The following is a 25,727-nucleotide window of genomic DNA, read 5'->3' as shown; positions in this document are numbered from 1 at the left end:
CCAATGCGTCGCAATGGGGATTAGAGTTTTTTCAAAGACAATGAGGTGGTATGGTCACGCTATCGAGAGAAGTTCACGATTTTTTACAACGCGGTCTTAATAATCAAATCAGCATCGCCGTTACCGGTTTGTCACGAGCGGGGAAAACGGCCTTTATCACCTCCTTTGTCAATCAATTGATCCATGCCAGCCCGGCTACGCTGCCCATGTTCGAGGCGGTTCGCCAAGGTCGAATCGTGGCGGCAAAACGATTGCCACAAACCAATCTCATGGTGCCGCGTTTTGGCTATGACGCGGCAATGAGCCAATTGCACGCCAGTCCATCGCAGTGGCCATTACCGACCAAAGACGTCAGTGAAATTCGTCTGGCACTTAAATACCGAGTGGCCAGTCGCACTCGACGTTTGTTGAACGAAACCGCCACCTTGTATATTGATCTCATTGATTACCCCGGCGAGTGGTTACTCGATTTACCCATGTTGGAAATGACCTATCAGCAGTGGTGTGAGTCCTATTGGCAACATCAATCGGCGGATAAGCAAGCCTTGGCTGGCGGGTGGCATGACGCATTGGACGAACTCGACCCTAAGGCCAACGCCGATGAAAATCAATTGGAGCAGATTGCCAATCGCTACAGCCAATACTTAACTGAATTAAAAGCCGAAGGATTTTCCTGGGTTCAACCAGGTCGTTTTATCTTGCCGGGTGATTTGGCCGGTGCGCCAGTCTTGCAATTTTTTCCGGTCGCTTTGAGCGCGTTTGAACAACCGACTCAAAAGGGCAGTCAACTTGAATTGCTCAATGCCCGATTTGAGCAATACAAGCAACAAGTGGTCAGGCGTTTTTACCGCGATTATTTTGCCAAATTTGATCGTCAAATTGTCCTTGTCGATGTGCTTGGGCCGTTAAATCGTGGCTATGATGCCTTTTGGGATATGAGATTGGCATTGGAAGCGATCTTGAAAAACTTTCACTATGGTAAAAGCGGGGTGTTACAACGTTTATTTGGGGCTAAGATTGACAAACTGTTGTTCGCAGCCAGTAAGTCTTGTCATATTACGCCAGAGCAGCACCCTGCTTTATTAACGCTACTGCAACAAATGATCCATCCTGCTTGGCAACATACGGCGTTTCACCCAGTGGAGATGGAGTGTATGACCATGTCGTCGATCAAATCGACTCGCTATGGCCACGTCCAACAAGGTGGGCAAAACGTCGCGGCACTGCAAGGCTTAGACTTACATGGACAACCACAGACGCTGTTTCCCGGTCAAGTGCCAACGCGTTTGCCAGAAAAATCGTTTTGGCAACAACAGTCATTTCAGTTTGAACCTTTTTTACCTCTGCCAAGTGAACCAGATCAAGCGTTGGCGCATCTAAATATGGATCAGGTTTTGCATTTTTTGTTGGGAGATAAATTAAAATGAGTCAAAATCGCGACAGGCAGCCTTTTGAACAAGACGACTTTGTTTTGGCAGGTGACGAGAAACAACAAACCCCCTTGCAAGGCAAGCAAGTGTTTGATGAACAAAGTATTGACTTTGACATTTCTGAAAACGAGTTGATGGCTGACGACCATGCCGAGCACCTTGTGGAAAGAACGCCACGCTGGCTCGTCGGTCTTTTGGTGTTGTTAGTCTCTTTTATGGCTTTAAATGGTTACCAACTTTACCAAGCCATCAGCGAACGTTTGTGGTCGGCAATCTTTTGGCAAGGTTTTGGCTTAAGTGTCTCGATAGTGTTATTCATCGCCGTGTCACGCGTCTTGTTGCGCTGGCGGGTTTGGCAACAGCACCAAGATTGGCAGCGACAAGCAGAGCAACTCAGACAGCAAGCAGGGCTTGGCAACGCTTTGCCTTTGTGCCAACGGCTCAGTCAATTGTCGCCTCAATATCAAGATGGCGATCACTATCAAGTCTTCGTCAGTCAAGTCTCGAGCCACCACAATGATCGAGACGTACTGAATTTGTTTGAGCAAACGGTGTTGGCTCCATTGGATCACAAAGCCAGCCAGTTAATCGCCAAGTACGCCGCAGATTCTGCAGCCTTAGTTGCCATCAGCCCTTTTGCCAGTGCGGACATGCTTTTGGTCGCATGGCGAAATGTGGTCATGATCGATAAACTCAGTGCCTTGTACGGAGTGAGGCTAGGGCAATTGTCACGCTGGCGATTATTAAAGCACATTGCAATGAATATGGCCTCAGCCGGCGCCAGTGAATGGATGATTGACAATGGGTTCGATGCCTTGTCGGTCAGTGCCAGTGCCAAACTGTCAGCCAGAGCAAGTCAAGGAATAGGCATTGGTTTGCTAACCGCGCGAGTAGGCATTCAAGCGGTGTCGTTAACTCGTCCAATCAAAGCCAATGAACAGCGTGTTTTGACCTTAAAAAAAATCCGTCAGGCAGTGTTATCTCACGTGATTCGCCTGTATCGAGGGTCAAAAACACCAGATAATGCTTAATCTCGCTTGACCCAATGAGATCCTTGATAGACACTACTGTCAACTTTTCGTGACAGTTTAATAGGATAGAATGTGCGCTTAGAAGTCATATGTGAAGATAGACTGGGCTTAACTCGTGAGTTGCTCGATCTTCTCGTTGCTCGTGCCATTGATCTGAGAGGTATTGAAATCGATCAAGTTGGGATTATTTATCTAAATTGCCCTGATATCGATTTTGATAGCTTCAGTGCTTTGATGGGAGATATTCGTCGCATTGACGGGGTAAAAGACGTGAGAAAAATTCAGTTTATGCCCGTCGAACGCCATAATCACGAATTGCTCGCCTTGGTAAATCACTTGCCCGAGCCGGTACTCGCCATCGATATCAAAGGCCACATTGATATGGCCAACTTGGCCGCTTGTGCGCTGTTAAAAAAGTCCGAACTCGAGTTAAAAGGCATGCCCGTTCAGCACGCTTTACCGCAAATCGAGTATGGCAGTTGGTTAGAAGCGCCAGAGAGTCGCACTCGAGAAAACATTGTGTTACAGGGGATAGATTACGTCGTTGAATTAATGCCCGTTCATATTGAGAACGATCACCAACAGCGCACTTTTGCCAGTACTTTGCTGACAATACGAACCCAAGTGACCAGTGTCTCACCCCGCGCACCTGTTTATCCTCCGTCGCTGGGGTTTGAACACTTTGTCGGTATTTCGAATCGACATAAGGCCCTGGTCAACCAAGCCAAAAAACTCGCCGTGCTTGAACAGCCCTTGCTGATTGAGGGAGAAACCGGTACCGGTAAGGAAATGTTGGCCAAAGCGTGTCATCACCGTTCAGAGCGAGGCTCACAGCCATTTTTAGTGGTCAGTTGTGCGTCGATGCCTGACGATGTGGCAGAAACGGAGTTATTTGGTCATGCTCCAGGCTCGTTTAACCATGAAAAAGGCCATAAAGGTATTTTTGAATTGGCGGATGGCGGCACGGTTTACCTTGATGAAATTGGCGAGATGAGCCCACATTTACAAATCAAGTTACTGCGTTTTTTACAAGACGGTAAGTTTCGTCGTGTTGGTGAAGAAAAAGAGATTGAAGTGGATGTGCGCATCATTGCCTCGACGAAACACAATCTTGCTCTGCTGGCTGAAGGGGATAACTTTCGCGAAGATCTGTACTATCGCCTGAACGTATTGAGTATCAGTATTCCCCCTCTGCGTACTCGCCCCAATGACATTTCGCCGTTATTGGATTTATTTGTCAATAAACACAGTCAAAAACTGTCTATGGCAGTGCCGACGTATCACCCCGAACTCCTCGACACTTTGATGGCTTATCCATGGCCTGGTAATATGCGCCAGTTGGATAACATGGTCTTGCGGGCGCTGACTCAAGTCGAAGAAGGGGTATTGAGCTGCGAACACTTTCACTTGCCTCAAGTGCAACAATCTGAGCCCTCCCAATTTGTCATCAAGGATCTTGATGGTGGTCTCGATGAGATCATGAAAAGCTACGAAGCGCAAATCTTACACTCGCTGTACCAAAACTTTCCTTCCAGTCGTAAGTTAGCGAAGCGCTTGAATGTCTCACATACGTCTATTGCTAACAAATTGCGTGAATACAACATTAAAAAAGTGGATTAAAGCATGTCAAATCAGCCCTTGATCAGCTTATACGAGCATAAGGATTGGCAATTGCGTAGCGCCGAACTTTGGGATGCCGAACCCATTTGCCAATACTTTGCTCGCAATAAAGCCTATTTAAAACCTTGGGAGCCTGAACGAGAAGCCGGTTTTTACCAGGTGAATCATTGGCGACAGAAGTTGGTCAAACTCGCCGAGTTGCACCGGCTGTCGTTGGGGTTTTATTTTATTATTTGTCATCCGTTACAAGATAAAGTGATTGGCACGCTGTCTTTTGGACAAATAACCCGCTTTCCTTTTCACGCTGGCTCACTAGGCTACTCACTTGACCCTGAGTTTCAAGGCCAAGGTATCATGACGACATGCGTGAAAAAGGTATGCGATTATTTATTTAACCAACAAAATTTGCACCGCATTCAAGCGGCTCACATGCCCAATAATGTCGCGAGTCAAGCGGTGTTAGAGCGTTGTGGTTTCGAGTATGAGGGACTGGCAAAAGCGTATTTGCTCATCGACGGTCAGTGGCAAGACCATCGTTTACTCGCTTTGACGAATCATCAATGGCAAAGCCGCACACGCACAATATACAACGATTAATTTTTTGAGGTAATCATGTCTTATATTCCGTTAGAAGACTATCCGCGAGCGTGGATTTTTCGCCATGCATCACTGCCAATTTCGCCTGACCAATTGGCGTTAATCAAACCGATGACCGCACAACGCGCCGCTCAGTTTTGGAAGGAAAATATCAGTGCCGTTAGCCCAGATGCCGAGCGTCTTAGTGATAAAGATTGGGCAATGCAAACCTCAAGTTGGTTACATCACCTTGATTGGATGCCTGAATGGGAGAGCGATGAGTCACCGTTACCGGCCAGTATTCTCGAGTTCATTGATTGGCAAGACGATGTCACCGTGTATTTTTGTTATGAAAAATACAATGTGATTGAAACCAAGTGGTCGGTGTTTAAACAGCATTGGAAAAACTTTTTGTTTTACGACGATGGGCCGATATTGCTCGGGCGACGTCGTGATCAAGCGTTGTGGTTTCACACCGATGGCAGCGTCAAGTTAGGCCATCGCAGTTAGCGGGTGACGCGCCTTAAAAAACTCTATTGCTCTGCGATGAGAGTTTTTTTGCCTTGTACACTCTCTATCTCGCTCAATCGCGGCTCACTTAAGCCGGTAACATATCGCAATCATCCCGTGGAGAAAATGACCGGTTCAATCACGAAGTAAAGTGGCAATAATACATCTGGTTCTGAATTAATCTGCTGCTGTGCTCTCCACGCCATAGTTATGATGCGTAGTTAGTCTAAATGATATGAGTATTAGAGAAGGCGTCAGTGGTTACAGGTCGTAACCACTGGCGCTGGCCATCGATAACGGCTTAGAAAACCAATACCCTTGCAAATAGTTGGCTCCCAGCTTTTGGTAAAACAATTTCATTTTGGCATTTTCGATGCCTTCGACCACCACTTGGACTTGATGTTGATGGCAGAGGTTAATAAGAGAGTGTAAATAACTGGATGACATCGAGTTATTTAACGCTTTTTCAGCAAACTCTTTGTCGACTTTTAGTTGGTGAAAAGGCAAATCGAAAAAACTGTTGATGGAGCTCAGTCCGGCACCAAAGTCGTCGAGTGAGAGTTGAAAGCCCAACGTGGCTAAATAGCCCAATTGTTCAATGGCCGCCGGATAATGATCAAGAGAGACACTCTCGGTAATTTCCAATACAAAGTCACTTGGTGTTAGGTGATGTTGTTGGCAAAGTTGATAAAACTGGGTTGGCAGTTGTGAATTGAGTAATTGAAGAACGGAGACGTTGACATTGACTCTCGTCACTTTCGAGTGCCGTTGTCGATAGGATTGCAAAAATCGACACGCCTGCTGAAATACAAATTCCCCCAGTGGGCTAATTAAGCCTTGTCGCTCCGCTTCCCCAATAAATTCATCGGGGTAGATTTCACCGTGTTGATCACTTCGCCAGCGGACTAAGGTTTCAAAACTGCACACGCTTTCACTTTGAGAACAAAAAATAGGTTGAAATTTGACGTACAAATCCTTATGGGCGATGGCTTGTTTTAAACTGTGCTTAACGTAGCAGTAACGCTCAACCAAGGCTGCGCTTTTATCTTGATAATAAGTCACTAATGACGTTACTTGGCTGTTGTAATAACAGGCATTAGCGGCCTTTTGCAAAACGTGTTCTGGGCTATGGGTGCCTTGACAATGTGGGTAAACCCCCACACTAAAGAGGTTTTTTTGCACCCGATCTTTATCGGGCAACGCATGTTTAAACTCGAAATGCAAACGTTCTAACAAGGTATCGAGAACCGATTGGTTGACCAGGTCGGGCAGTAAAATCACGATATCGCCTTCTCGCAACAAATACAGTTTCAATTCAAGTTTGAAAACCGTACTTAACGCCTTCGAAAATAGGGCGTAATACTCATCACTGCGAGTGAGTTCTTGGGCGCGAATATGCTCATCGAGTTGATTAAAGTGCAGGTGTATCACATGCAATTCATGACTGTTAAGGGCTTGATTGAGATCAATGGTTACTTGGGAGTAGGGATAAAGGTTCAGTTCGGCATAAGGCGTGTCGGTGTTTTGAACGTGCTTAAGAGACGGCAACGATGGCGAGGGTAACATCGCGCTTTGTATTGGCTCAAAACTGCCTACTAGCCAAAGTTGTTGTTGATAATAGCGGCTTTTAACTTTGCCGTGATACCAAGTATGTCCGCCCTGTGCGTTTTGCCAACGAAAGCAAAAGCGAGTGGTTTCGTGGCTTAAGGTGCGGGTATGAAAGGTGGTCAGTAGGTGGTAAATGTTTTCGCGGTCATCGGAGTGTAGGTGCAATAGCCACTGAGACAAAGGCAATTTACTTTCCATTGTCACCAGTTGGCATTGAGTGAAGTCGCAAAAAAACTCGATGTTGTGTTGTTGGTCAAAACTGAACAAAATTTGATTTAATACATGATCAAATAGATGTAACTCTTCTGTTGCCAAACTGGTTGCGGCATTAAATTGTCCAGAAGGTAAAAATGAAACATTATGCATTGAAAATGACCTATAAAAAGCCGAGTAAATAAAAATTATTGTTGTTATCTGAGTGCGAAATTCGCGACACACTGACGTTATACGATCACATTATGACAATACCATAACACAATTATTTTCAATTTAAAGCGTCATATTATTAATAAAATTAGGTGCATAACCATTGGTGTTATATCAATAAACTGACAGAGGTTGTGTTTATTCGGATTAAAATTAGCAGGTTAATTTGTCTATCTATTTACCTATCTCCATCAAGATAAAAGATATTTATCTTTAAGACTAAAAAATAGAATTGAACAATTTCGTACCCAGAATAAAATCTTTCCTTTTTTTGGCACTTGATATGGATCAGATTTTAACCCAGTTAGAGCAGCGCGGTTATGCCGTGATGGACAATTTCTTGTCTGCGCAACAAGTTCATGACTTATTTGATTCAATGCAGGGCAGTTGGCAGCCCGCGGCGATAGGAAGAGAGCAGTTAAAGCAGACGCGCAGCGATATTCGCCGCGATAAAACCTTGTGGTTACACCCAGAAATGGGCCATGGCGTGGATCATTATCTCGAGCAGATGGAAGCTTTACGTCAGCAGGTCAACCGCCACTTCTTTCTCGGCTTATTTGAATATGAAGCCCACTTTGCCTATTACCCAGAAGGGGGCTTTTATAAAAAGCACTTAGATGCCTTTATTGGCCGTAGCAACCGCCGCTTAACCACGGTATTGTATTTAAATGGTTTATGGCAAGCCGATTGGGGTGGGGAATTGGTGATGTACGATGAGCAAGATCAGGTTCTTGAGTCGATTACACCAATGGCAGGGCGCTTGGTGTGCTTTTTCTCTGAACGTTTTCCCCATGAAGTGTTACCTTGTCGTCACGAAAGGTACAGTATTGCGGGTTGGTTTCGCGTTAATGGCGTGGGTCAGACATTAGACATTGCGCGCTAATGATGCCAATTGCTATCACGACTTAAGCCGTAAAGATGCACATGACAGTGAACAATATGTGGGTATTTGGGCATCGCTTTGATCTTACATAGCGCATCTACATGTGAGAAGGAAGATACCGGGCCACTAACGAGCCCGGCATAATAAGACATTATCTACAGCCCGGCGCTTATTGTGTTTTTTTGCGTTGGCTATTTTTTTGGGCGATCTTTTGTTGGCGTCGTTGCTCATTGATGGTGTTTATATCACCACCAACGTGTTCTTCACCGCGTTGTCGTGCCAATTGAATTTGTTTTTCACGCTCTCGGAAGCGTTGAATTTGCTCCTCAGAGTGGGTGCCATGACACTTAGGGCACGACACGCCTTGTTCGTAGCGATCAGACTGTGTATCGGCTTCAGTGATCGGCAGACGACAAGCATTACAAATGCGATAATCACTGGCTTCTAATTGGTGGTTGACGGCAACGCGACCATCAAAGACATAACAATCCCCCTGCCAAAGGCTCTCTTCTTGTGGAACTTCTTCAAGGTATTTCAAGATGCCGCCTTCAAGGTGATAAACCTCTTCAAAACCTTGCTCTTTAAGGTAGGCCGTGGATTTTTCACAGCGGATCCCACCAGTGCAAAACATGGCTACTTTTTTGTGCTGTTTGGGATTGAGCTCATTTTTAACGTACTCGGGAAACTCGCGAAACGTCTCAGTGTGAGGATTGATGGCATTTTTGAAAGTGCCAAGCTCAATTTCATAGTCGTTACGGGTATCAACGAGCACGACATCAGGATCGGAAATAAGATCATTCCACTGCTCAGGTTTGACATAAGTCCCGACCACATGACGAGGATCGATGCCTTCTACCCCCATGGTGACGATTTCTTTTTTCAGTTTCACCTTGGTACGGTTAAACGGTTGGCTCTCACTGTACGACAGTTTGTACACGGTATCTTTAAGACGCTCATCTTGTTTAAACCAAGCCAATAATGCATCAATACCGTCTCCTGTTGCTGCCACTGTACCGTTGATCCCTTCGTTGGCAAGCAGCAAGGTACCGCGAATGGCGTGCGTCTCCATCAATTCAGTCAGCGTAGGACGGATCGATTCGAAATCAGGGAGTGCTACAAACTTATACAGTGCACAAACAACATATTGCATGGTAAAACCTATCAGGTAAGGACAAAAAAAATAAGGGCGATATTATACCTGCTTTTATCTGGGCAAAACACCTAAATTTAATAAGGACTTTTCTTGGCAAGATTATGAATCTAAATAGGCCAAGCCGCGTTGCAATCCTTGTTGATAACCGCGTTCTAGTAAAGCGGTCTTCATAGTTAAACGCTTCACTTTGAAATCACTGTTTGGTGAAATCACCTTGATCTGGCAGTCTTTAGGGGGGGACTGAATGAAATCTAAAGACTCTTGATAGCGTTTTGCACGGTTGATCATGGCCGTCGCTAACTCCGGATAGCGATGAAATAGACGGCGCCACAACCAAGGATTACTTGCGCTGGGTTTTTTACCCGTTTGCGGACGCGATAATATCACTGTGATGGATTTGGCGCCGCGCCGGTAGGCTTCTTGTACTGGAATCGAGTCGGCCACCCCGCCGTCGCTGTAGCATTGACCGTTAAGGGCAGGTAGGGTCTTATAGGCAATGGGCAGGGCGCTGGTGGCCTCTATGGTTTGTTGCAGATTGTCGGCATTGACTCTATGGTATTCAGCCAAACCGGTTTGAACATTGGTGGTGGTGGCATACAGAGGAGATTTTTGATTGAAGCAGTGCAGGTCAATCGGATATTGTTGAAAAGACTGCTCCACTAACCAATGCACGTCGGTTAAATCGCCACCCCGTAAAAATCGCGTTGGGTTATAAAACTGTTTGTCAGTGGCAAGCTGAGTAATAATATTGATGCTGCGTTTGGGTTGGTTGGCGAGATAGCCAATTAAGTTTGAAGCACCAGCAGACACACCCATGTAAAAATCAAACGGGTCATAATCGTGTTCTAAAAAGCTGTCCAACACGCCACTGGCAAAAACGCCTCTCATTGCCCCGCCTTCAACCACTAACGCTTGCTTAGTCACCATACACCTCATCAATCAAAATTGTTGTCCTTATGAAAACAAATGATTGGCTCAACAGCTAATGCTTTGTCACTATTACAGCGATTGATAAAACCATCAAAGACAAGGCGAGCAGCAACCTATGGTCGGTCAATGCACTGGGTGACTTAAGGTGCTGCCGAGTAGAATCGAGTTGTAAGAAAAAATGAACAATCGTGTAAAAAATAAATGCTGATACGCCTTGAGTTAGTGACGATCAACCCTATAATGGCGCCTTTCTTTTGTATTGCACAGAGCGTGTGTAAAAATTAGTGTACATTTATGTTTAAGTCTAAAGTGCTTGGCAGCACGTTAATCATCGCTGGCACCACGGTCGGAGCCGGTATGCTTGCACTGCCATTGGCCTCAGCGGCTATGGGATTTACCACCGCAACTTTGATGCTGTTGTGTCTTTGGTTATTAATGCTTTTTAGCGCTTGTTTGATGATTGAATTGCACCAACATGCGGATATCAATGCGACGTTACATCAATTAGCCGGTTTGTTTTTAGGACGTCAGGGGCAAAAAGTGGTGTCTTTGACCATGTTGATGCTGTTTTACGCTTTGTGTGCCGCTTATATTTCCGGGGGCAGTGAACAACTGCAGACAAAATGGCTTGAATGGGGATTTGACTTTGGGTCAAAAACCAGTATTACCGTGTTGTTTACGGCGTGTGTTGCGGGGATGATTTTACTTGGTACCGCCATGGTTGACAAAATCAACCGGGTGTTATTCGGGCTCAAATTAGTGCTGTTGTCGGTCGTGGTCTGGGCATTATTACCCGACGTACATAGCCAGTATTTATTTTCAATGCCGGTAGAGCAAGGTTTAGTGATCAGCGCGATCCCTGTGCTATTTACCTCATTTGGTTTTCACGGCAGCATACCCGCCGTGGTCAAATACTTAGAGGGCAATACCGCGGCTTTACGCCGAGTCATGGTATTCGGCTCCGCGATTCCATTGCTGCTTTATGTGCTGTGGCAAGGGGTAACATTGGGCGCTGTCTCGCAAGCCACCATAGTGGAACAAAGCCAATTAAGCGCTTTTATTGCGAAACTTACTCAGCAAGTGGGTACCCATCGCCTACAACAGTTGGTGTCTTTGTTTGCCGATGTGGCGTTATTGACATCGTTTTTGGGCGTGAGTCTGGGTTTATTTGAATATATTCAGGACAGTTTACGGCGTGGACAAACCAGGGCTTCGAAACTGATGCCGCTCTTGATCACTTTCGCTCCTCCTTGCTTTTTTGCGCTGTATTACCCGCAAGGTTTTATTCGTGCGTTGGGGTATGCCGCCATTGCGCTGGCTCTATTAGCGGTGATCTTTCCTGTTATTATGGTCTATCGAGTGCGCTACAGTAAAAATGTGCTCGTCCAAAGAACAACACATCAAGATGTTTACCAGGTCAAAGGCGGTAAGTTCAGTTTATGGTTAGCAGGGACCTGCGCTCTTGGGGTGATTGCCATTCAGTTGATGATCAGCAGCGGCTATCTTAACGTATGATATTTTCCGTAAGGGAGAATGTCGTTATGACGGCGACACGAATTGAGTATCATCAGAAATAAATCGGTGGTTTGCTAAGCGGTCGCACGAAGGTTAAACAAAAATTGACAATAATCACTTGCCTGATTGTCAGAATCTATTATTGTGATAGCTATAACCATCTGTGGTAAAAAAACCATATTAGATATAATGTTTTTCAAAATAAATGAATAACTTATTGTTCTTAAATAGGGGGCTAAATGAGCAGTGAATCAAACATGATTGGTCTTGACCAAGAAAAAGTGAACGTTTTGGCAAAAGAGCTTAATCACTTATTGGCATTGTACCAAGTGCAGTACATGAACACTCGTGGTTACCACTGGAACGTTAAAGGTGAGCAATTTTTTGAATTGCACGCGAAGTTTGAAGAAATCTACACCGATCTCCTCACTCAAGTTGATGAAATCGCAGAGCGCATATTGACGCTTGGCCACGTGCCTGACCACGCTTTCACGCGTTACGTTGAAGTGAGCGAAATTAAAGAAGCAATTAACGTCTCTAACGGTAAAGAGTGTGTCAAAGGTCTAGTTGAAGGCTTTTCTACCTTAATTCAAAAAGAGCGTGTTATTCTTGGTCTAGCAGGCGAAGCTGACGACGAAGGCACAGCAGCGCAAATGGGTGACTACATCCGCGAGCAAGAAAAGTTGCTTTGGATGCTCAACGCATACCTTCACTAATGTGTTGAGTGAACGTGGCGACTGAATGGTTTCATTCGCGTTCACCGTGTAAAAATGATAAAGCCGCTCATTGATTGAGCGGCTTTTTTTCGTTGGTGCGAAGAGGATGAGACAGGAAGGTAAATAAATCAGTGAAAATGGCACAGCGGGCTTAATACCAGAGCCCATCAACCCGCTATTTTATACGCTCGTTGTCTCCTTGCTCTTGGTTTGCATGCATTATTAACGCAGTGAAGGGTGGCGATATAAAAGCGCGCTGAGTTGCACCAAACCGATAAACCCAATCGCGGCACTCACATAGCCGATCATACTCACATCTTGGTATTGCAATACTTGTGCACCAATAAAAGCCCCTGCACCGATGCCCAAATTGATGATCCCAGAAAACATCGACATGATAAAGTCTGCCGCCTTGGGGTTAATGGCCAAGACCTTGCTTTGCATGGTTAACAGTATGGTCATCAGTGACGTGCCCCAGACCATAGAAATCACAATTAGGCTGCTAAAATGAGTTGCACTGACCAGGTAAAGGCCAGTCGAGAGACATAAAATGACGATCGAGATCATCAGCAAGCGCGTGTTGTGTCGCTCACCAAAAAAGTTAAACAACACGCTACCACCAATACCCGCAATACCAAACATCAAGAGTAAAAAAGTGGTGCTATTGTTACTGATGTTGGCGACTTGATTTAGAAAAGGTTCGATATAGCTGTAACTTTGGTAGTGGGCAGTAAATAAAATAAAGATAAATAAATACAAACCGAGCAACTGTCTGTTTTTGAATATCTGAGGAACGGTTTTTACTGAGCCATTAAACAGGCTTGGTAATTTTGGCAGCAACTTGTACAAAGCCAATAAAATCACTAAGGCAATCACGGCAATCGCTGCAAAAGTAAATCGCCATCCGAGCCATTGGCCGACAAAGCGGCCAAGAGGCACACCCAATATCATGGCTAATGAGGTACCCGTAGCCAAAGCAGAAAGAGCGAATGTTTTTTTATCCGCTGGCGCGACTCTCAGAACAATGGAAGCTGTAATAGACCAAAAAATCGCGTGCGCAATGGCAATACCAGTGCGACTGATGATCAACACGGTGAAATTCCAGGCAAATACCGAAAGAACATGGCTGAGAGTAAACAGGGTAAAAATCGATAAGAGTAAGGTCTTACGCTCGACTTTGCTGGTTAACAACATCAGCGGTAGTGATAAACCCGCCACAATCCAAGCATAAATGGATAACATCCAGCCCGCTTGAGCCGGGGTAATGGCAAAATCACTGGCAATATCGGTTAACAGACCGACGGGGACAAACTCCGTCGTGTTAAAAATAAACGCACTGAATGCCAGCATTAACACTTGTAGGTATTGTTGCTGACGAGAAGGTGACGCCGTGGCGGTTTGAGTTGAAGTCATGGTCGTTCATATTGAGAAAAAGAGCCGATATTGTCGCTCTTTTTAGCAAATCTGTGAAGAGCGGCACAAAAAATTAATCAAATTATTTCTGCCGCTCATCATTTTAGCTTAATCAATCAAAATTAACCCTGCCGGTAGGCTATCGCCATAAAGCTTTTGTGACTCCTGCGAGGACAGTTTTCCTTGGGTCATTAACAAGGTATGCCAACTTTGCGGCACTTTGTGTTGTTTGAGCTTACTCGACACTTGGTCGAGGAGCGTGGCGCTAACGTCTAAACTGCGATCGCCAAGTGGCCTACAGGCCATGACAGCAGCGTAAGCCATCATGGGTTCTGTTGACCAATCTTGGTTGAGTAAGACGGATAGCCATTGCTCCACGTGCTTGGCAGCGATGACTTTATGCTGGCTGGCGTATAACGGGTGGCGTGTGGCCAATCGCCCAAATGCCCACCAGTGTGCCTGTTGGAATTGGTTCATATTGGTAGCGCGTTTAAAAAACCAAGTGGCAAGTAATGTCTTGTCTTCAACCTCGAGTTGTTCTAGAGACGCAGCCAGTCTTACCATAGCTTCATAACCGCGCTGGTGAGATTTTTGACTGCCACTGCTATGGTTAACGGCGCCGGGGTGAAGATAGGGAGCGAGGTCGGCGAGTATCTGTTCTTGTTGCTCCTGATCTAATCCTCCACTGACACGGCGCCATAAATTCCACCAATCACTCCATCCTTGTTGATCGGCAAACTGTAGCCCTTGCGGGTAAAGTGCCCATAACTGCTCGACGCGCCAAGGGTCGAGTTGATCGCCAAAACCAGGGCGTAACCCAAAGCCTACCAATCGCAACCATTGTTTTTCATGAGGATCTGAGCGGCGACGACGTTTTTTACCTTGTAATAGAGCATCAGTGATCGCCCGCAGCGTTGTACTGTCCCATTGTTCTTTATCGCCAAGTGATTTATCCAGAAACTTACTTAACCCTTTGACTTGTTTAGCATCGATGCTTTTTTTATTGCCGCTGTAGAAGGTGATAATTTGCTCGAGTGCGCTGTCTAATCCCGGGGTTTGGTGAGTAGGCGCAAAGGTTTGTTCCGTTTGTTTTCGGATCTCAAAATTGAGCTGCCACTCTTGATGCGGCGGTTCAACTTGAATACAACTCAACGTCAAACTGCCAACTTCGGTGAGTTGGGTGGACAAGATAACCTGTTCGCGATGTTTTTGATTGACCTGCTTGACCATTTTTTGTTGTGCTTCAAGCTCAAGGACATAGGGGGGAAGAGGTTGGAATTCACCAGGGCTAACCTCAAACAAGGCACCCGTTTGAATCGGCTTATTGTCTATGTCATCTTTGGTCGAGGTCAGGATATTAAAGCGCACGGGTTGGTCAAGGGTCAGGGCGAAACGACGCTGTGACAGGCGATGTGCTTGACCTTCTTCAGTGCCTTTGGCCAATACGCAAACCGCTTGGCCAAGGCCCTTTTTACTCGGTAGGTGCAAAAAATAAGATCGCGGCGCGCCGCCGCCAATCTTCAATTGCGCACCGCGTCTCGCTTTAGCGAAAGAGACGGCACCCAGTGCCACTGCGTGATCGGGGTGATCATTGTGTAAAATGGTAATAGGGCCTTGTCGCCATATCGCTAATTGCTGCTCGACGCGCTTTGCAATCAATGGGCTGTTGAATACGCCACCATTGAGTAACAGTCCCATTGGGATCACGGGATCTTGTTCGGAGGGTTGATCGGTACCAAGGGCGTGTTGACAAGCGGATTGATGCTGCTGAATAAAGGCGGCAATGTGTTTGCTGATACAAGGGTCGTGAGCAAAAGGCAAGCCAAATTCAACCACGGCATTGCGCTTTTGAGTGGGTTGTTCGCTGAGCTCAATGAAAGGAAAAAAACCGTCGAGGGCGATTTTCTTTACGTCCTCTTGTGACAGTGTCACACTTTTGCTGCCGCCAAGCAATTTAGAGCTGTTGCCAAGGGTTGTCACTTTGGTGTGTTGGATCGCTTGCGATTGCAACAAGTTTTCTTTGGCTCGGCGGGTTTGCTGGATCAAACGGGTGAGGGCTGCCGCGGTTAACTGACCGCGTTTGGGGTTGTCGCGTTCGACAAAGTGAGCCAGCGCCAAATCGATATTGTCACCGCCAAGCATGAGGTGATCGCCAACCCCGATGCGATCAATGGCGAGTTGTCCTTGACCAAATGAGGCGCGGATCAAACTGAAATCCGTGGTCCCACCACCAACATCGACCACGAGTGTTAATGGTACGTCTTTGAGTAAATCACCGGCTTGGTCTTGATGTTGCTCTACCCAGTGATAGCATGCCGCTTGGGGTTCTTCGAGTAAGATAATGTCCTTAAGCCCAGCGCGTTGAGCCGCTTCTATGGTCAAAGCTCGAGCGGTTTCATCAAAGGAGGCGGGTACGGTGATCACTAACTCTTGTTGCTCAAGAGGTTCGCTTGGGTGATGAAAGTTCCACGCCATTCGAATGTGGTGTAAGTAGCTTGCCGTAGCGGTTACTGGTGAGGTCTTAGCGATCGATTCATCACTTCCCCATGGCAGTACGTCAGCTTGACGGTCAATGGCATCGTGCGAAAGCCAACTTTTTGCACTGGCCACTAAGCGCCCCTCACTTTTACTGCCAAGCTCACGGGCCCATTCTCCGATGATCACTTGTTCAAGATCGCCCTCTAATCTTGTTTGTGACCAGGGTAGGGCGAGGTGATCTGGATGAAATTGTTGCGCTGCAGGGTGATAGCGAAAAGCGGGCAGATGGGGGCGTCTTACCACTTCACCTGGACCGATGGATTGATCAATGGGAAATAGGTTCACCGCTGAGTGACGTAAATCAGCGGTGATCTCACTGTAGGCGACAACGATATTTGTCGTACCTAAATCGATGCCAACCAAAAAACGAGCCATAGAGCCTCCTAAAAAAACGGCATCCTAAGATGCCGATAATGGTTATGCTTGAGTCGCTGAACCCGTGTCGCGCACTTCAAATTCAACTTGCCAACGTTGTTGATTGTCACTGGCAATGGCCTCGAGTTTTAAGGTGCCAAGTTCGGTGATACTGGTTGCCAACGTTACAGGTACAATTTGACCTTGGACTCGACCTTCACCGGTAGGCAGCGTCACTTGTAAGCTCGGCATTTCGACTAATTCGTCGTCTTGCCAATCCATTAGATGATCTCCTGCGTGATCCGCTTGACGAGTGGTCGATGCAAAAAATTGAAAAGACACCGGTTCGCCAATGATCAAACCAAAAGGTTGCGAGGTTATTTCGATGGCACTGCCTTCTTCAAGTCCAAATGGTGCAATACACATGGCTTCTAGTGGGGCTGGTAAACCCGGTACCGCCGGTTGAGAGCTCTCAATACCCACGTAGTAACTCGAGGCCAGTCCGCCGCGAATGCGAACACCTTGGCCTTGGCGGACTTGGCCGTAATACGCGGCGCCACCGGCGACAGCAAGGTCAAGATCGTTGCCAGATAACACTTTGAGTTCTGGAGCTTGACTGTCGGTTAACCATTGGTTGATCACCGACAGCAACCGCTGCGCTAGAATTGGTGCTTTGAGTACACCGCCGTTGAACAAAATGGCCGTTGGTTTCATAAAGTCGACGCTGTGCGCCGCGCCATCATCCATACCAGGGAAGTTGGCAAAGGCCGCCATTGGGTCTTCAGTATCGGATTGACCTTGTTTGGTGAGGAAAGCGGCAATGTGGCGAGTTATCCCCGCATCTTGTGCATAAGGTAAACCAATTTGAGTCAATGCCCCGCGCGGGCGCTGCTGTGGTTGCTCACTGACCGACACTTGGGGGAAAAAGCCTTCCACAAGGGTTTGTGTTACCTCGTCTCGAGTTAATTCAGTTTTTAACGCTGCCCCGAGTAACTTAGAGCCACGGCTTGGGACCACAATGGGCACACTGTGTTGCTCTGTGTTGATCAAAAGCGCTTCTTTGGCATCGCGACAGGCGTGAGTCATAGCTTGGATTTGCCAAGGCTGCAGAGCTTTGCCTTCTTGTGCCAATTTTGCTTTGAGGCGATAGGCTAAGGCGAGATCCATATTGTCGCCACCGAGCAAAATATGTTCGCCAACCGCAATGCGATCGAGTTGTAAATTGCCCTCATCTTCACTGACTTGAACCAAGGATAAGTCGGTGGTCCCGCCACCAATATCGACCACTAATACAGTATCGCCAAGTTCAAGTTGAGCGCGCCAGTCGTCACCACTTTGTTCAATCCAGCGATAGAGCGCAGCTTGCGGTTCTTCCAGTAACGTAAATTGAGTCAAGCCAACATTACGAGCGGCTTCGGCGGTGAGATCTCGTGCCGCCGGATCAAATGAGGCCGGTACGGTGATCGTGACGGATTGCTCACTCAGGGGGTGTTGTGGAAACTGATGAGACCAGGCCGCCACGAGGTGAGCAAGGTAAAGTTCGGTCGCTTTGAGGGGGGACACTTTGTCAATATCTTCACTTGCCCCAACAGGAAGTAAAGGATCACGCCGATTGACGCCGGCGTGGCAAAGCCAAGATTTGGCACTGCTGATCAAGCGAAGCGGCGTTTTAGTGCCCATATTGCGAGCGATCGCACCAACCAATGGTGAATGTTCTGACCAGGGCAATTGGCGTGCTTGAGGATCGATTTCACTGTCGTGAGCTTGATAAAGAAACGACCCGAGTTGTGAGCGCTGCTCGATTTGACCAGGGGCACTTAATTGCGTAATAGGCAAGATGTGGACTTGCTTATCGTCGCTTTGGTTGTCGATATAAGAGACCACACTGTGGGTGGTGCCAAGGTCAATACCAACCGTGTAAACATGTTCAGACATTATAATTCAACCTCTGCTGGCGCCAAGATACGAGTATCATAACTGGCCGTCAGTTGTGGTAATGTTACGTTTTCAACTTGCCAGCCCTTGTGAATTAAGGTGCCGTTAAATGGCGGCTCACCGTGTAATTGACCTGAAAGCGCTATGGCTTGTGGGTTAAAGCCAGCTTCGACAGTGATGCGGGTTTCTTCGTCTTCTTGGCGAATTGGCACTAAGGTAAAGTATTGCTTGAGCACTTTTTGGCCTCCGGCATGGATAACTCGAGCTGCTGCGCCGACTTCTTCATCACTAAAGCCATCAACACTGTCTTGTAAAAAGTCAACAAAACGCGCTTCTTTTTGCAGTAAACTCAGCAGTTGCAAAGCGGAGTCACTGTTAGTCGTGGTCACATTGCTCGGCACTTCCACGACCTTTTCAACCACTTTTTCAACTTCGACTATTTTTTCGACTTCGACTATTTTTTCAACCGGGACTTCAACTTGTCGTTCGACCACTTTCTCAACCGGCTTCTCAACCACGGTTTCAATGGTTTTCGGGCGTTTTAGTATTAGTGCTAACACGGCGAACACTGTGAGCGCGGTTAAAATCGCGTGTAAGAGATCAAACGTTGTGGGCATTAATTGCAGATCAACATTCATAAAATCATTCCCGTCATAAAAGTAGGTACCGTCGCGAAGGCAACGGTTATCAAATTCAATTTTGCCAAAATTCTAGCATAGAGAATCACTAAGGCTGTAATTTTTATGACATAACTGGTGCTAGTTTATCCGCTTCGCTGCTTATTTGTTCATTGTGAGGGTTAAAAGGGCGAACTTTATTGTTTAGCGTTGATGCTATCTTGAGCAAGGGGATGCGATGCAAGCACTGAGACTATACAACGGGATGCGATTGGGCTAGCATTTGCTGTTTTTAAATAAAGCGAAACTCTCAATCATGAACCATACTCGCATCGTTTGTTTTGATCTCGAAATGTGTTGCTGGAACGAAAATGGCAAAGGAACAACAGGAGAAATCATTGAGTTTGGCTTAGCAGAAATTGATTTAGTCAACGAAAAAATCGTGAAAAGAGCACAATATTACGTCAAACCTGAACAAGACCCTATTTCACCATTTTGTACTCAATTAACGGGGATCACACCAAAAACGGTGGCAAAGCAAGGGCGGCCATTGGCAGCGGTGATCCAATCGGTGGTCAAAAACTTTGGTGGTGCCAATAAAATTTTTGCTTGTTGGGGACGTGATGATTTGATTTTGCAACAAGAGTGTCAGCAAAAAGGGATTGATTTGCCGTTTGTTGAGTATCTCAACTTATCAGTGCTGTTTTTGATCAAGCAACGGAGCAAAGAAAAGCGCATCGGCCATCGTCAGGCGCAAGAGTCTCTGGGTATCGAGTGGCAAGGTCGACAACACAGCGCGTATGTTGACGCGCACAATTTGGCGATGCTGGCTTTAAAGATACTTTAACACCAGCTTGTCGTTTCGGCATGCTTACCACGTCGGTTGGTCATTGCCACATATCGCACTGTCACAAAACAATGTTATGCTAACTTTGATTTTAAAAGGAGCGCTTACGATGAAAAAAATTTTCACCATCACCTTGTTGGCGTTATGGTTGCAAGCTTGTACTGGGATCCCTGAAAAAGTGGAGCCCGTCAAACACATAGATACAGAGCGTTATGTCGGGCAGTGGTATGAGATTGCTCGGCTGGATCACAGCTTTGAACGCGGCCTTGATTATGTGACCGCCGAGTATCAAGTTCGTGAAGACGGTGGTCTTCAGGTAATCAATCGTGGCTATGATCGCAATGAGCAAGAGTGGAAGCAAGCCACAGGCAAAGCGTATTTTGTCAACCAAGAGCACGATGGCCATCTTAAAGTCTCGTTCTTTGGGCCGTTCTACGGCTCTTATATTGTGTTTGAACTCGATAGAGAAGATTATCAATACGCTTTTGTTTCTGGTCCTAATCACGACTACTTGTGGTTGTTATCTCGAACCCCGACCGTACCCGAAAGTTTACTTGAGCGATTTCGCCAACAAGCCGAAAAGCTGGGCTTTGCCAGCGAGCAATTAATCTACCCCAAACAATCGAAAGAGCGGATCCAAGCCTTGATTGAATGATCTTGTTTGCCGGTGGTTTACCTTGGCTAATGTGCCCCAAGTCTATTGAGTTTATTCACTTGGGGTAGGTAACTGATAGTGATGCTTCCCTTTGTATTACTTAACCAGTTAGTTCAGCGTCGGTTAACTAGGTAGATTAATGAAACCGCAGCGAGAGTGCCGATAATCTATCATCAGGGTAACAATCATACCAATTAAGATATCTCTCTTCTGACTATTATTGAGCAAACTCATGACTGTGGTCAAAAACTCAGCGATCATTCATCAACGGCCTAGTGTTACGTGCAATATACGTCGATGTTTGCTAGTTTAAATGCCTGTTTTTATGCTAGGGGTTTTATATGTGCAAAATTGACTCGCAGGCTTGGCAACAAGGTCAACATCAGCCTCAGACCTTGACATTATTTAGTCAACTCGGCACACAGGTTATTGATGCGCTCGCCCCACAACCGCAGGAAACGATTTTAGATTTGGGTTGTGGTGATGGCCAGTTAAGTCACCAGATTGAACAATATGGCGCCAAGGTCGTCGGCGTCGATAACAACCTTGCCATGGTTGAGGCCGCATGTGAAAAGGGCATTGAAGTGTTTCATCAGGATGGTCAATCCTTGAATTTTCAGTCCCAATTTGACGCGGTATTTAGCCACGCTTCTCTGCACTTCATGCCAAATTATCACGCGGCGTTATCCGGGGTTTATCGGAGTTTAAAACCCGGTGGTCGCTTTGTGGGGGAACTTGGCGGTGTTGGTAACCTGGCCGTGGTCGAAGACGCTATACGCGCTTTTTTTACCCTCAACCCCGGGTTGGGTCAATATCAATCCCCTTGGTTTTTCCCAACGCAAGAGCAATTTTATCAACTTTTAGTTGCTCATGGCTTTATCGTTGAGCGCTGTGAACTGCTCGCAAGGCCGACGTTGATCAAAGCGGGGATGCGAGCGTGGTTAAACGTGTTTGCCAGTGATGCGCTTGTGTTGATCCCTGTGCCAGACCGAGAGGCCTTTCTCGATCAAATTGAAGCTATGCTCAAGCCGCAATTATATTCACCGACCTTGGGTTGGCAGGCCGATTACATGAGAATTCGATTTATTGCGTATAAAAAATAATCCCACCGCAGCCACGCCTTTTTGTGAAATCCGCTTGCAAACGATGCGCTAGGCCATTTTACGGCGTTTGACGAACTCGATTTCTATTAAAATCGAGCTGATTCGCTGTATTTATCACCAATAAGTGCCTTTAACAACAATTCAATTTGGCTTTAGCGGCGGGTTTTATTACTATATGTGCCAATAAAATACCCGTAAAATCCCTTATGGACACTACCCCTAGGTAGATGAGGAAATGATGCAAAATCTAGAAGAGATCATTGCGAGTGCAACCGCAGCCATCGACGCGGCGGATTCACTGACAGCACTTGATGAAGTACGTGTACAATACTTAGGTAAAAAAGGTGAGCTCACCGCGCTATTGCAAAACCTAGGTAAACTCCCACCCGAAGAGCGCCGCACTGCTGGCCAAGAAATCAACAAAGCAAAAGGGGCGGTACAACAAGCGATTGCCGTGCGCAAAGAGGCGTTGCAACGCGCTGAATTAGAAGCAAAACTGGCTGCAGAGTCCATCGATGTTACCTTGGCAGGTCGCCGCATGGAAAACGGTGGTTTACACCCGGTCACTCGCACCATTGAACGCATCGAAAGCTTTTTTGGTGAGCTAGGCTTTACCGTTGAAGCCGGGCCTGAGATTGAAGATGACTTTCACAACTTTGACGCCTTGAACATTGCCGATGACCACCCGGCGCGTACCGATCACGATACCTTCTTCTTTAACCCTAAGCTGATGCTTAGAACGCATACGTCTGGGGTGCAAATTCGAACCTTAGAAGAGCGTCAACCGCCGCTGCGCTTTATTGCGCCTGGGCGTGTTTACCGCAATGATTACGATCAAACTCATACGCCAATGTTCCATCAAGTAGAAGGGATGTTAGTGGCAGAAAAAGTCAACTTTGCTCAGTTGAAAGGTATCTTAAATGACTTTTTGTGCAACTTCTTCGAGGAAGATCTCGAAGTGCGTTTCCGCCCTTCTTACTTCCCGTTTACTGAGCCATCGGCAGAAGTTGATGTGAAAGGTAAAAATGGCAAGTGGCTAGAAGTCTTGGGTTGTGGCATGGTACACCCGAACGTATTGCGCAGTGTTGGGATTGATCCAGAAAAATACTCTGGTTTTGCCTTCGGTATGGGCGTAGAGCGTTTGACGATGTTGCGTTATGGCGTGAACGATTTGCGTGCTTTCTTCGAAAACGATCTTCGTTTCCTTAAACAATTCAAGTAATCCAGAGGTAGACTAATGAAATTCAGTGAAAATTGGCTGCGTGAGTGGGTCAACCCTGAAGTAAATACTGACCAGTTAGCCCATCAAATTACCATGGCAGGTTTAGAAGTTGATGACGTGCTTGCTGTTGCGGGTCAGTTTAGCGGCGTTAAAGTCGGTAAAGTGGTTGAGTGCGGCCAACACCCAGACGCAGACAAATTGCGCGTGACTAAAGTCGATGTTGGCGAAGCCGAATTACTTGATATTGTGTGTGGGGCATCGAATTGTCGTCAAGGCCTAGTGGTTGCTGTGGCAACCGTTGGGGCGGTGTTACCGGGCGACTTTAAAATCAAAAAGGCCAAATTGCGCGGTCAGCCATCACACGGTATGTTGTGCTCGTTTACTGAGCTTGGTATTGATGTCGAATCTGATGGAATTTTAGAATTGCCACAAGATGCGCCGATTGGCCAAGACCTACGTACTTTTTTAAAGCTTGATGATGTCACCATCGATGTCGATTTGACCTCAAACCGAGCAGACTGCTTTAGCATTCGCGGTCTTGCACGTGAAGTGGGAGTCCTTAACCGCCTTGATGTTACTGAGCCAGAAACCCAGTCAGTGTCAACGAGTATCGACGATGCGGTAAACATCGATGTTCAAGCAGCCAATGCTTGTCCTCGCTACCTAGGCCGAGTGATCAAAAACGTTAATGTCAAAGCCCAAACGCCATTGTGGATGCAAGAAAAGCTCCGCCGTTGTGGTATTCGCTCAATTGACCCCGTCGTTGATGTGACCAATTACGTGTTGCTCGAACAGGGTCAACCGATGCATGCGTTTGACTTAGATAAAATCAACGGCGATATTGTCGTACGTATGGCGAAAGAAGCCGAAACCTTGACGTTGCTCGATGGCAATGAGGTAACCTTAAACCAAGAGACCTTGGTGATCGCGGATCAGCAGCAGCCTTTGGCTTTAGCTGGTATTTTTGGCGGCGAGCATTCAGGTGTGACTCAAGACAGTCAACACATCCTACTCGAGTGTGCCTTCTTTAGCCCGGATGCCATTCGCGGCCGCGCGCGCAGCTATGGCTTACATACCGATGCGTCAATGCGCTACGAGCGCGGCGTTGATTTTACGTTGCAACATCAAGCGATGGAGCGTGCAACGGCCTTGTTGGTGTCCATTTGTGGCGGTGAAGTCGGCCCTGTGGTTGGGGTTGAATCTGCGTCGGATTTACCGGTCGCGAACACGGTCACGCTGCGTCGTGAGAAATTGGACGACTTGTTGGGCCACGCCATTGCCGATCACGACGTCGTCGAGATTTTACAGCGCCTTGGTCTGACTGTAGAAAGCACTGAGCAAGGTTGGCAGGCGACAGCCCCAAGTTGGCGTTTCGACATTGCCATTGAGCAAGATTTGATCGAAGAAGTGGGCCGTATTTACGGTTACGACAACATTCCGAATCAAGCGCCTTTGGCTGGGCTTTCAATGAACCCTCATCAAGAGCGTCAATTACCATTAAAGCGCGTACGCGATTTATTGGTTGACCGCGGTTACCACGAAGCCATTACTTACAGCTTTGTTGAACCAGAATTGCAAAAAGCGTTTGTGCCGGATGTAGAGCCGCTGGTACTGCCAAATCCAATTTCTGTCGAGATGTCGGCAATGCGTTTGACCTTATTGCAAGGTTTGTTAACCACCGTGGTTCACAACCAAAAACGCCAACAATCCCGTGTGCGTTTATTTGAGTATGGTTTGCGTTTTGTGCCCAGTGACGAAGCGGAAAATGGCATGAGTCAAATGCCAATGCTGGCGGGGGTCATTTCAGGCCAGCGCAGTGCTGAGCATTGGACGTTAGAAAGCCAAACCGTTGACTTCTTTGATCTTAAAGGCGATCTAGAAGCGGTGCTTGAGCTGACTGGACGTGGTCAAGACTTTGAATTCGTGGCATCAAGTCACCCAGCTTTACACCCAGGTCAATGCGCTATGATCACGTTAGATGGCGAGCCTGTCGGTATCATCGGCACCGTTCACCCTGAATTGGAGCGCAAACTCGGGCTTAACGGTCGTACGATTGCCTTTGAAATTGAATGGCAAGCCATCGATAATAGAGATATCCCTGAAGCGGTTGCCGTTTCTAAGTTCCCCGCTAACCGCCGTGACATAGCGCTTGTGGTTGATGACAATGTGCCATCTGGCGATGTGGTTAACACTTGCCTTGAAGCCGGTGGTCAATGGCTAAAAGACGCTAACTTATTTGATGTCTATGTCGGTCAAGGGGTTGGAGAAGGTAAAAAGAGTTTAGCGATTGCTCTGACTTTGCAATCGGTTGACAAAACCTTAGAAGAAAGCGACATAAACGACAGCGTCGAGGCGATTGTCCTCGCCGCGAAAGAAGCCTTTGGTGCCCAGTTGAGAGATTAATCTCATCTCAAGGCGAATTTCATTGTTTGAAGCTCAGAGTTGTCTCTGGGCTTTTTTTGTAACTAAATTAACGTGTTATTATAACTTTTTTGTCATAAAGTCAGAAAAATTAGCAATTATTTAAAACGGTATTTAATACTGTAATTTTTTAAATATCTGGTTTTTTATCTGTATAATTTGTGTTCGCACTGTGTGATATTGGTATAAATCATCAGTAACTGGTCGATTTTAAAGGTGTTTTT

20 protein-coding genes are annotated in these 25,727 nt (G+C 46.6%); 13 read left to right on the top strand and 7 right to left on the bottom strand.

Features of this window, described 5'->3' with window-relative positions; all coding sequences use genetic code 11:
* Nucleotides 1–50: 50 nt before the first annotated feature.
* The 5 genes from AB0763_RS07400 to AB0763_RS07380 all read left to right on the top strand — a co-directional run bounded on the left by AB0763_RS07400 (nt 51) and on the right by AB0763_RS07380 (nt 5,167).
* Entirely contained in the window at nt 51–1,427 is a 1,377-nt protein-coding gene (locus AB0763_RS07400; RefSeq protein WP_306100108.1) for a YcjX family protein, read from the top strand.
* Nucleotides 1,424–2,461, top strand: coding sequence for a TIGR01620 family protein (locus AB0763_RS07395; protein ID WP_306100107.1), 1,038 nt, complete (start codon nt 1,424–1,426; stop codon nt 2,459–2,461). Before AB0763_RS07400 ends, AB0763_RS07395 begins: the two co-directional genes overlap by 4 nt.
* A 72-nt stretch (nt 2,462–2,533) precedes the next feature.
* Nucleotides 2,534–4,081, top strand: a complete 1,548-nt coding sequence (gene tyrR / locus AB0763_RS07390; protein WP_306100106.1) for a transcriptional regulator TyrR — start codon at nt 2,534–2,536, stop codon at nt 4,079–4,081.
* Nucleotides 4,082–4,084: 3 nt separating this feature from the next.
* Complete coding sequence (locus tag AB0763_RS07385) at nt 4,085–4,678, top strand: GNAT family N-acetyltransferase (protein WP_306100105.1); 594 nt, start codon at nt 4,085–4,087, stop codon at nt 4,676–4,678.
* A gap of 15 nt (nt 4,679–4,693) precedes the next feature.
* The gene (locus AB0763_RS07380) at nt 4,694–5,167 is read left to right on the top strand and encodes a DUF2947 domain-containing protein (RefSeq protein WP_306100104.1); all 474 of its coding nucleotides are present in this window, start codon (nt 4,694–4,696) and stop codon (nt 5,165–5,167) included.
* A gap of 261 nt (nt 5,168–5,428) precedes the next feature.
* Here the strand turns inward: AB0763_RS07380 and AB0763_RS07375 are convergent, their stop codons facing one another.
* Nucleotides 5,429–7,141: an EAL domain-containing protein gene (locus tag AB0763_RS07375; protein ID WP_306100103.1), complete on the bottom strand. Its 1,713-nt coding sequence runs from the start codon at nt 7,139–7,141 to the stop codon at nt 5,429–5,431.
* A gap of 343 nt (nt 7,142–7,484) precedes the next feature.
* On the opposite strand from AB0763_RS07375, the gene AB0763_RS07370 reads away from it, so the two are divergent.
* Nucleotides 7,485–8,084: a 2OG-Fe(II) oxygenase gene (locus AB0763_RS07370; RefSeq protein WP_306100102.1), complete on the top strand. Its 600-nt coding sequence runs from the start codon at nt 7,485–7,487 to the stop codon at nt 8,082–8,084.
* Nucleotides 8,085–8,253: 169 nt separating this feature from the next.
* On the opposite strand, the gene AB0763_RS07365 is transcribed toward AB0763_RS07370, so the two are convergent.
* Together AB0763_RS07365 and AB0763_RS07360 are read right to left on the bottom strand one after the other, a co-directional pair.
* Nucleotides 8,254–9,234: a rhodanese-related sulfurtransferase gene (locus AB0763_RS07365; RefSeq protein ID WP_306100101.1), complete on the bottom strand. Its 981-nt coding sequence runs from the start codon at nt 9,232–9,234 to the stop codon at nt 8,254–8,256.
* A 102-nt stretch (nt 9,235–9,336) separates the two neighbouring features.
* Entirely contained in the window at nt 9,337–10,164 is an 828-nt protein-coding gene (locus AB0763_RS07360; RefSeq protein WP_306100100.1) for a patatin family protein, read from the bottom strand.
* Nucleotides 10,165–10,461: 297 nt separating this feature from the next.
* Here AB0763_RS07360 and AB0763_RS07355 point away from each other — a divergent pair, with 297 nt between their 5' ends.
* Nucleotides 10,462–11,682 carry an aromatic amino acid transport family protein gene (locus AB0763_RS07355; RefSeq protein WP_306100099.1) on the top strand — a complete coding sequence of 407 codons (1,221 nt, stop codon included), beginning with the start codon at nt 10,462–10,464 and terminating at the stop codon, nt 11,680–11,682.
* A gap of 239 nt (nt 11,683–11,921) precedes the next feature.
* The gene (locus tag AB0763_RS07350) at nt 11,922–12,398 is read left to right on the top strand and encodes a Dps family protein (protein ID WP_306100098.1); all 477 of its coding nucleotides are present in this window, start codon (nt 11,922–11,924) and stop codon (nt 12,396–12,398) included.
* Nucleotides 12,399–12,620: 222 nt separating this feature from the next.
* On the opposite strand, the gene AB0763_RS07345 is transcribed toward AB0763_RS07350, so the two are convergent.
* From AB0763_RS07345 to AB0763_RS07330, 4 genes are all read right to left on the bottom strand, one after another.
* A complete protein-coding gene (locus AB0763_RS07345) occupies nt 12,621–13,811 on the bottom strand; it encodes a sugar transporter (RefSeq protein ID WP_306100097.1) in 1,191 nt (396 codons plus the stop codon).
* Between the two features lie 108 nt (nt 13,812–13,919).
* Nucleotides 13,920–16,724, bottom strand: coding sequence for an Hsp70 family protein (locus AB0763_RS07340; RefSeq protein WP_306100096.1), 2,805 nt, complete (start codon nt 16,722–16,724; stop codon nt 13,920–13,922).
* A gap of 42 nt (nt 16,725–16,766) precedes the next feature.
* A complete protein-coding gene (locus AB0763_RS07335) occupies nt 16,767–18,638 on the bottom strand; it encodes an Hsp70 family protein (RefSeq protein ID WP_306100095.1) in 1,872 nt (623 codons plus the stop codon).
* A complete protein-coding gene (locus tag AB0763_RS07330; RefSeq protein ID WP_306100094.1) occupies nt 18,638–19,276 on the bottom strand; it encodes a DUF2760 domain-containing protein in 639 nt (212 codons plus the stop codon). The genes AB0763_RS07335 and AB0763_RS07330 overlap by 1 nt, the downstream gene beginning before the upstream one ends.
* A 295-nt stretch (nt 19,277–19,571) precedes the next feature.
* Between AB0763_RS07330 and AB0763_RS07325 the strand changes: the two genes are divergently transcribed.
* The 5 genes from AB0763_RS07325 to pheT all read left to right on the top strand — a co-directional run bounded on the left by AB0763_RS07325 (nt 19,572) and on the right by pheT (nt 25,485).
* Complete coding sequence (locus AB0763_RS07325) at nt 19,572–20,102, top strand: 3'-5' exonuclease (protein WP_306100093.1); 531 nt, start codon at nt 19,572–19,574, stop codon at nt 20,100–20,102.
* A 109-nt stretch (nt 20,103–20,211) separates the two neighbouring features.
* On the top strand, nt 20,212–20,757 hold the full coding sequence (locus AB0763_RS07320; RefSeq protein WP_306100092.1) for a lipocalin family protein: 546 nt from the start codon (nt 20,212–20,214) through the stop codon (nt 20,755–20,757).
* A gap of 341 nt (nt 20,758–21,098) precedes the next feature.
* Entirely contained in the window at nt 21,099–21,860 is a 762-nt protein-coding gene (locus tag AB0763_RS07315; protein ID WP_306100091.1) for a class I SAM-dependent methyltransferase, read from the top strand.
* A 238-nt stretch (nt 21,861–22,098) separates the two neighbouring features.
* Entirely contained in the window at nt 22,099–23,082 is a 984-nt protein-coding gene (gene pheS, locus AB0763_RS07310; RefSeq protein WP_306100125.1) for a phenylalanine--tRNA ligase subunit alpha, read from the top strand.
* A 15-nt stretch (nt 23,083–23,097) separates the two neighbouring features.
* The gene (pheT, locus tag AB0763_RS07305) at nt 23,098–25,485 is read left to right on the top strand and encodes a phenylalanine--tRNA ligase subunit beta (protein WP_306100090.1); all 2,388 of its coding nucleotides are present in this window, start codon (nt 23,098–23,100) and stop codon (nt 25,483–25,485) included.
* The last annotated feature ends 242 nt before the right edge of the window (nt 25,486–25,727 follow it).

The organism is Vibrio sp. HB236076, assembly GCF_040957575.1.
Taxonomy (GTDB): domain Bacteria; phylum Pseudomonadota; class Gammaproteobacteria; order Enterobacterales; family Vibrionaceae; genus Vibrio.
Note: the sequence above shows the minus strand (reverse complement) of the source record. Positions and strands in the feature narration are given on the sequence as shown.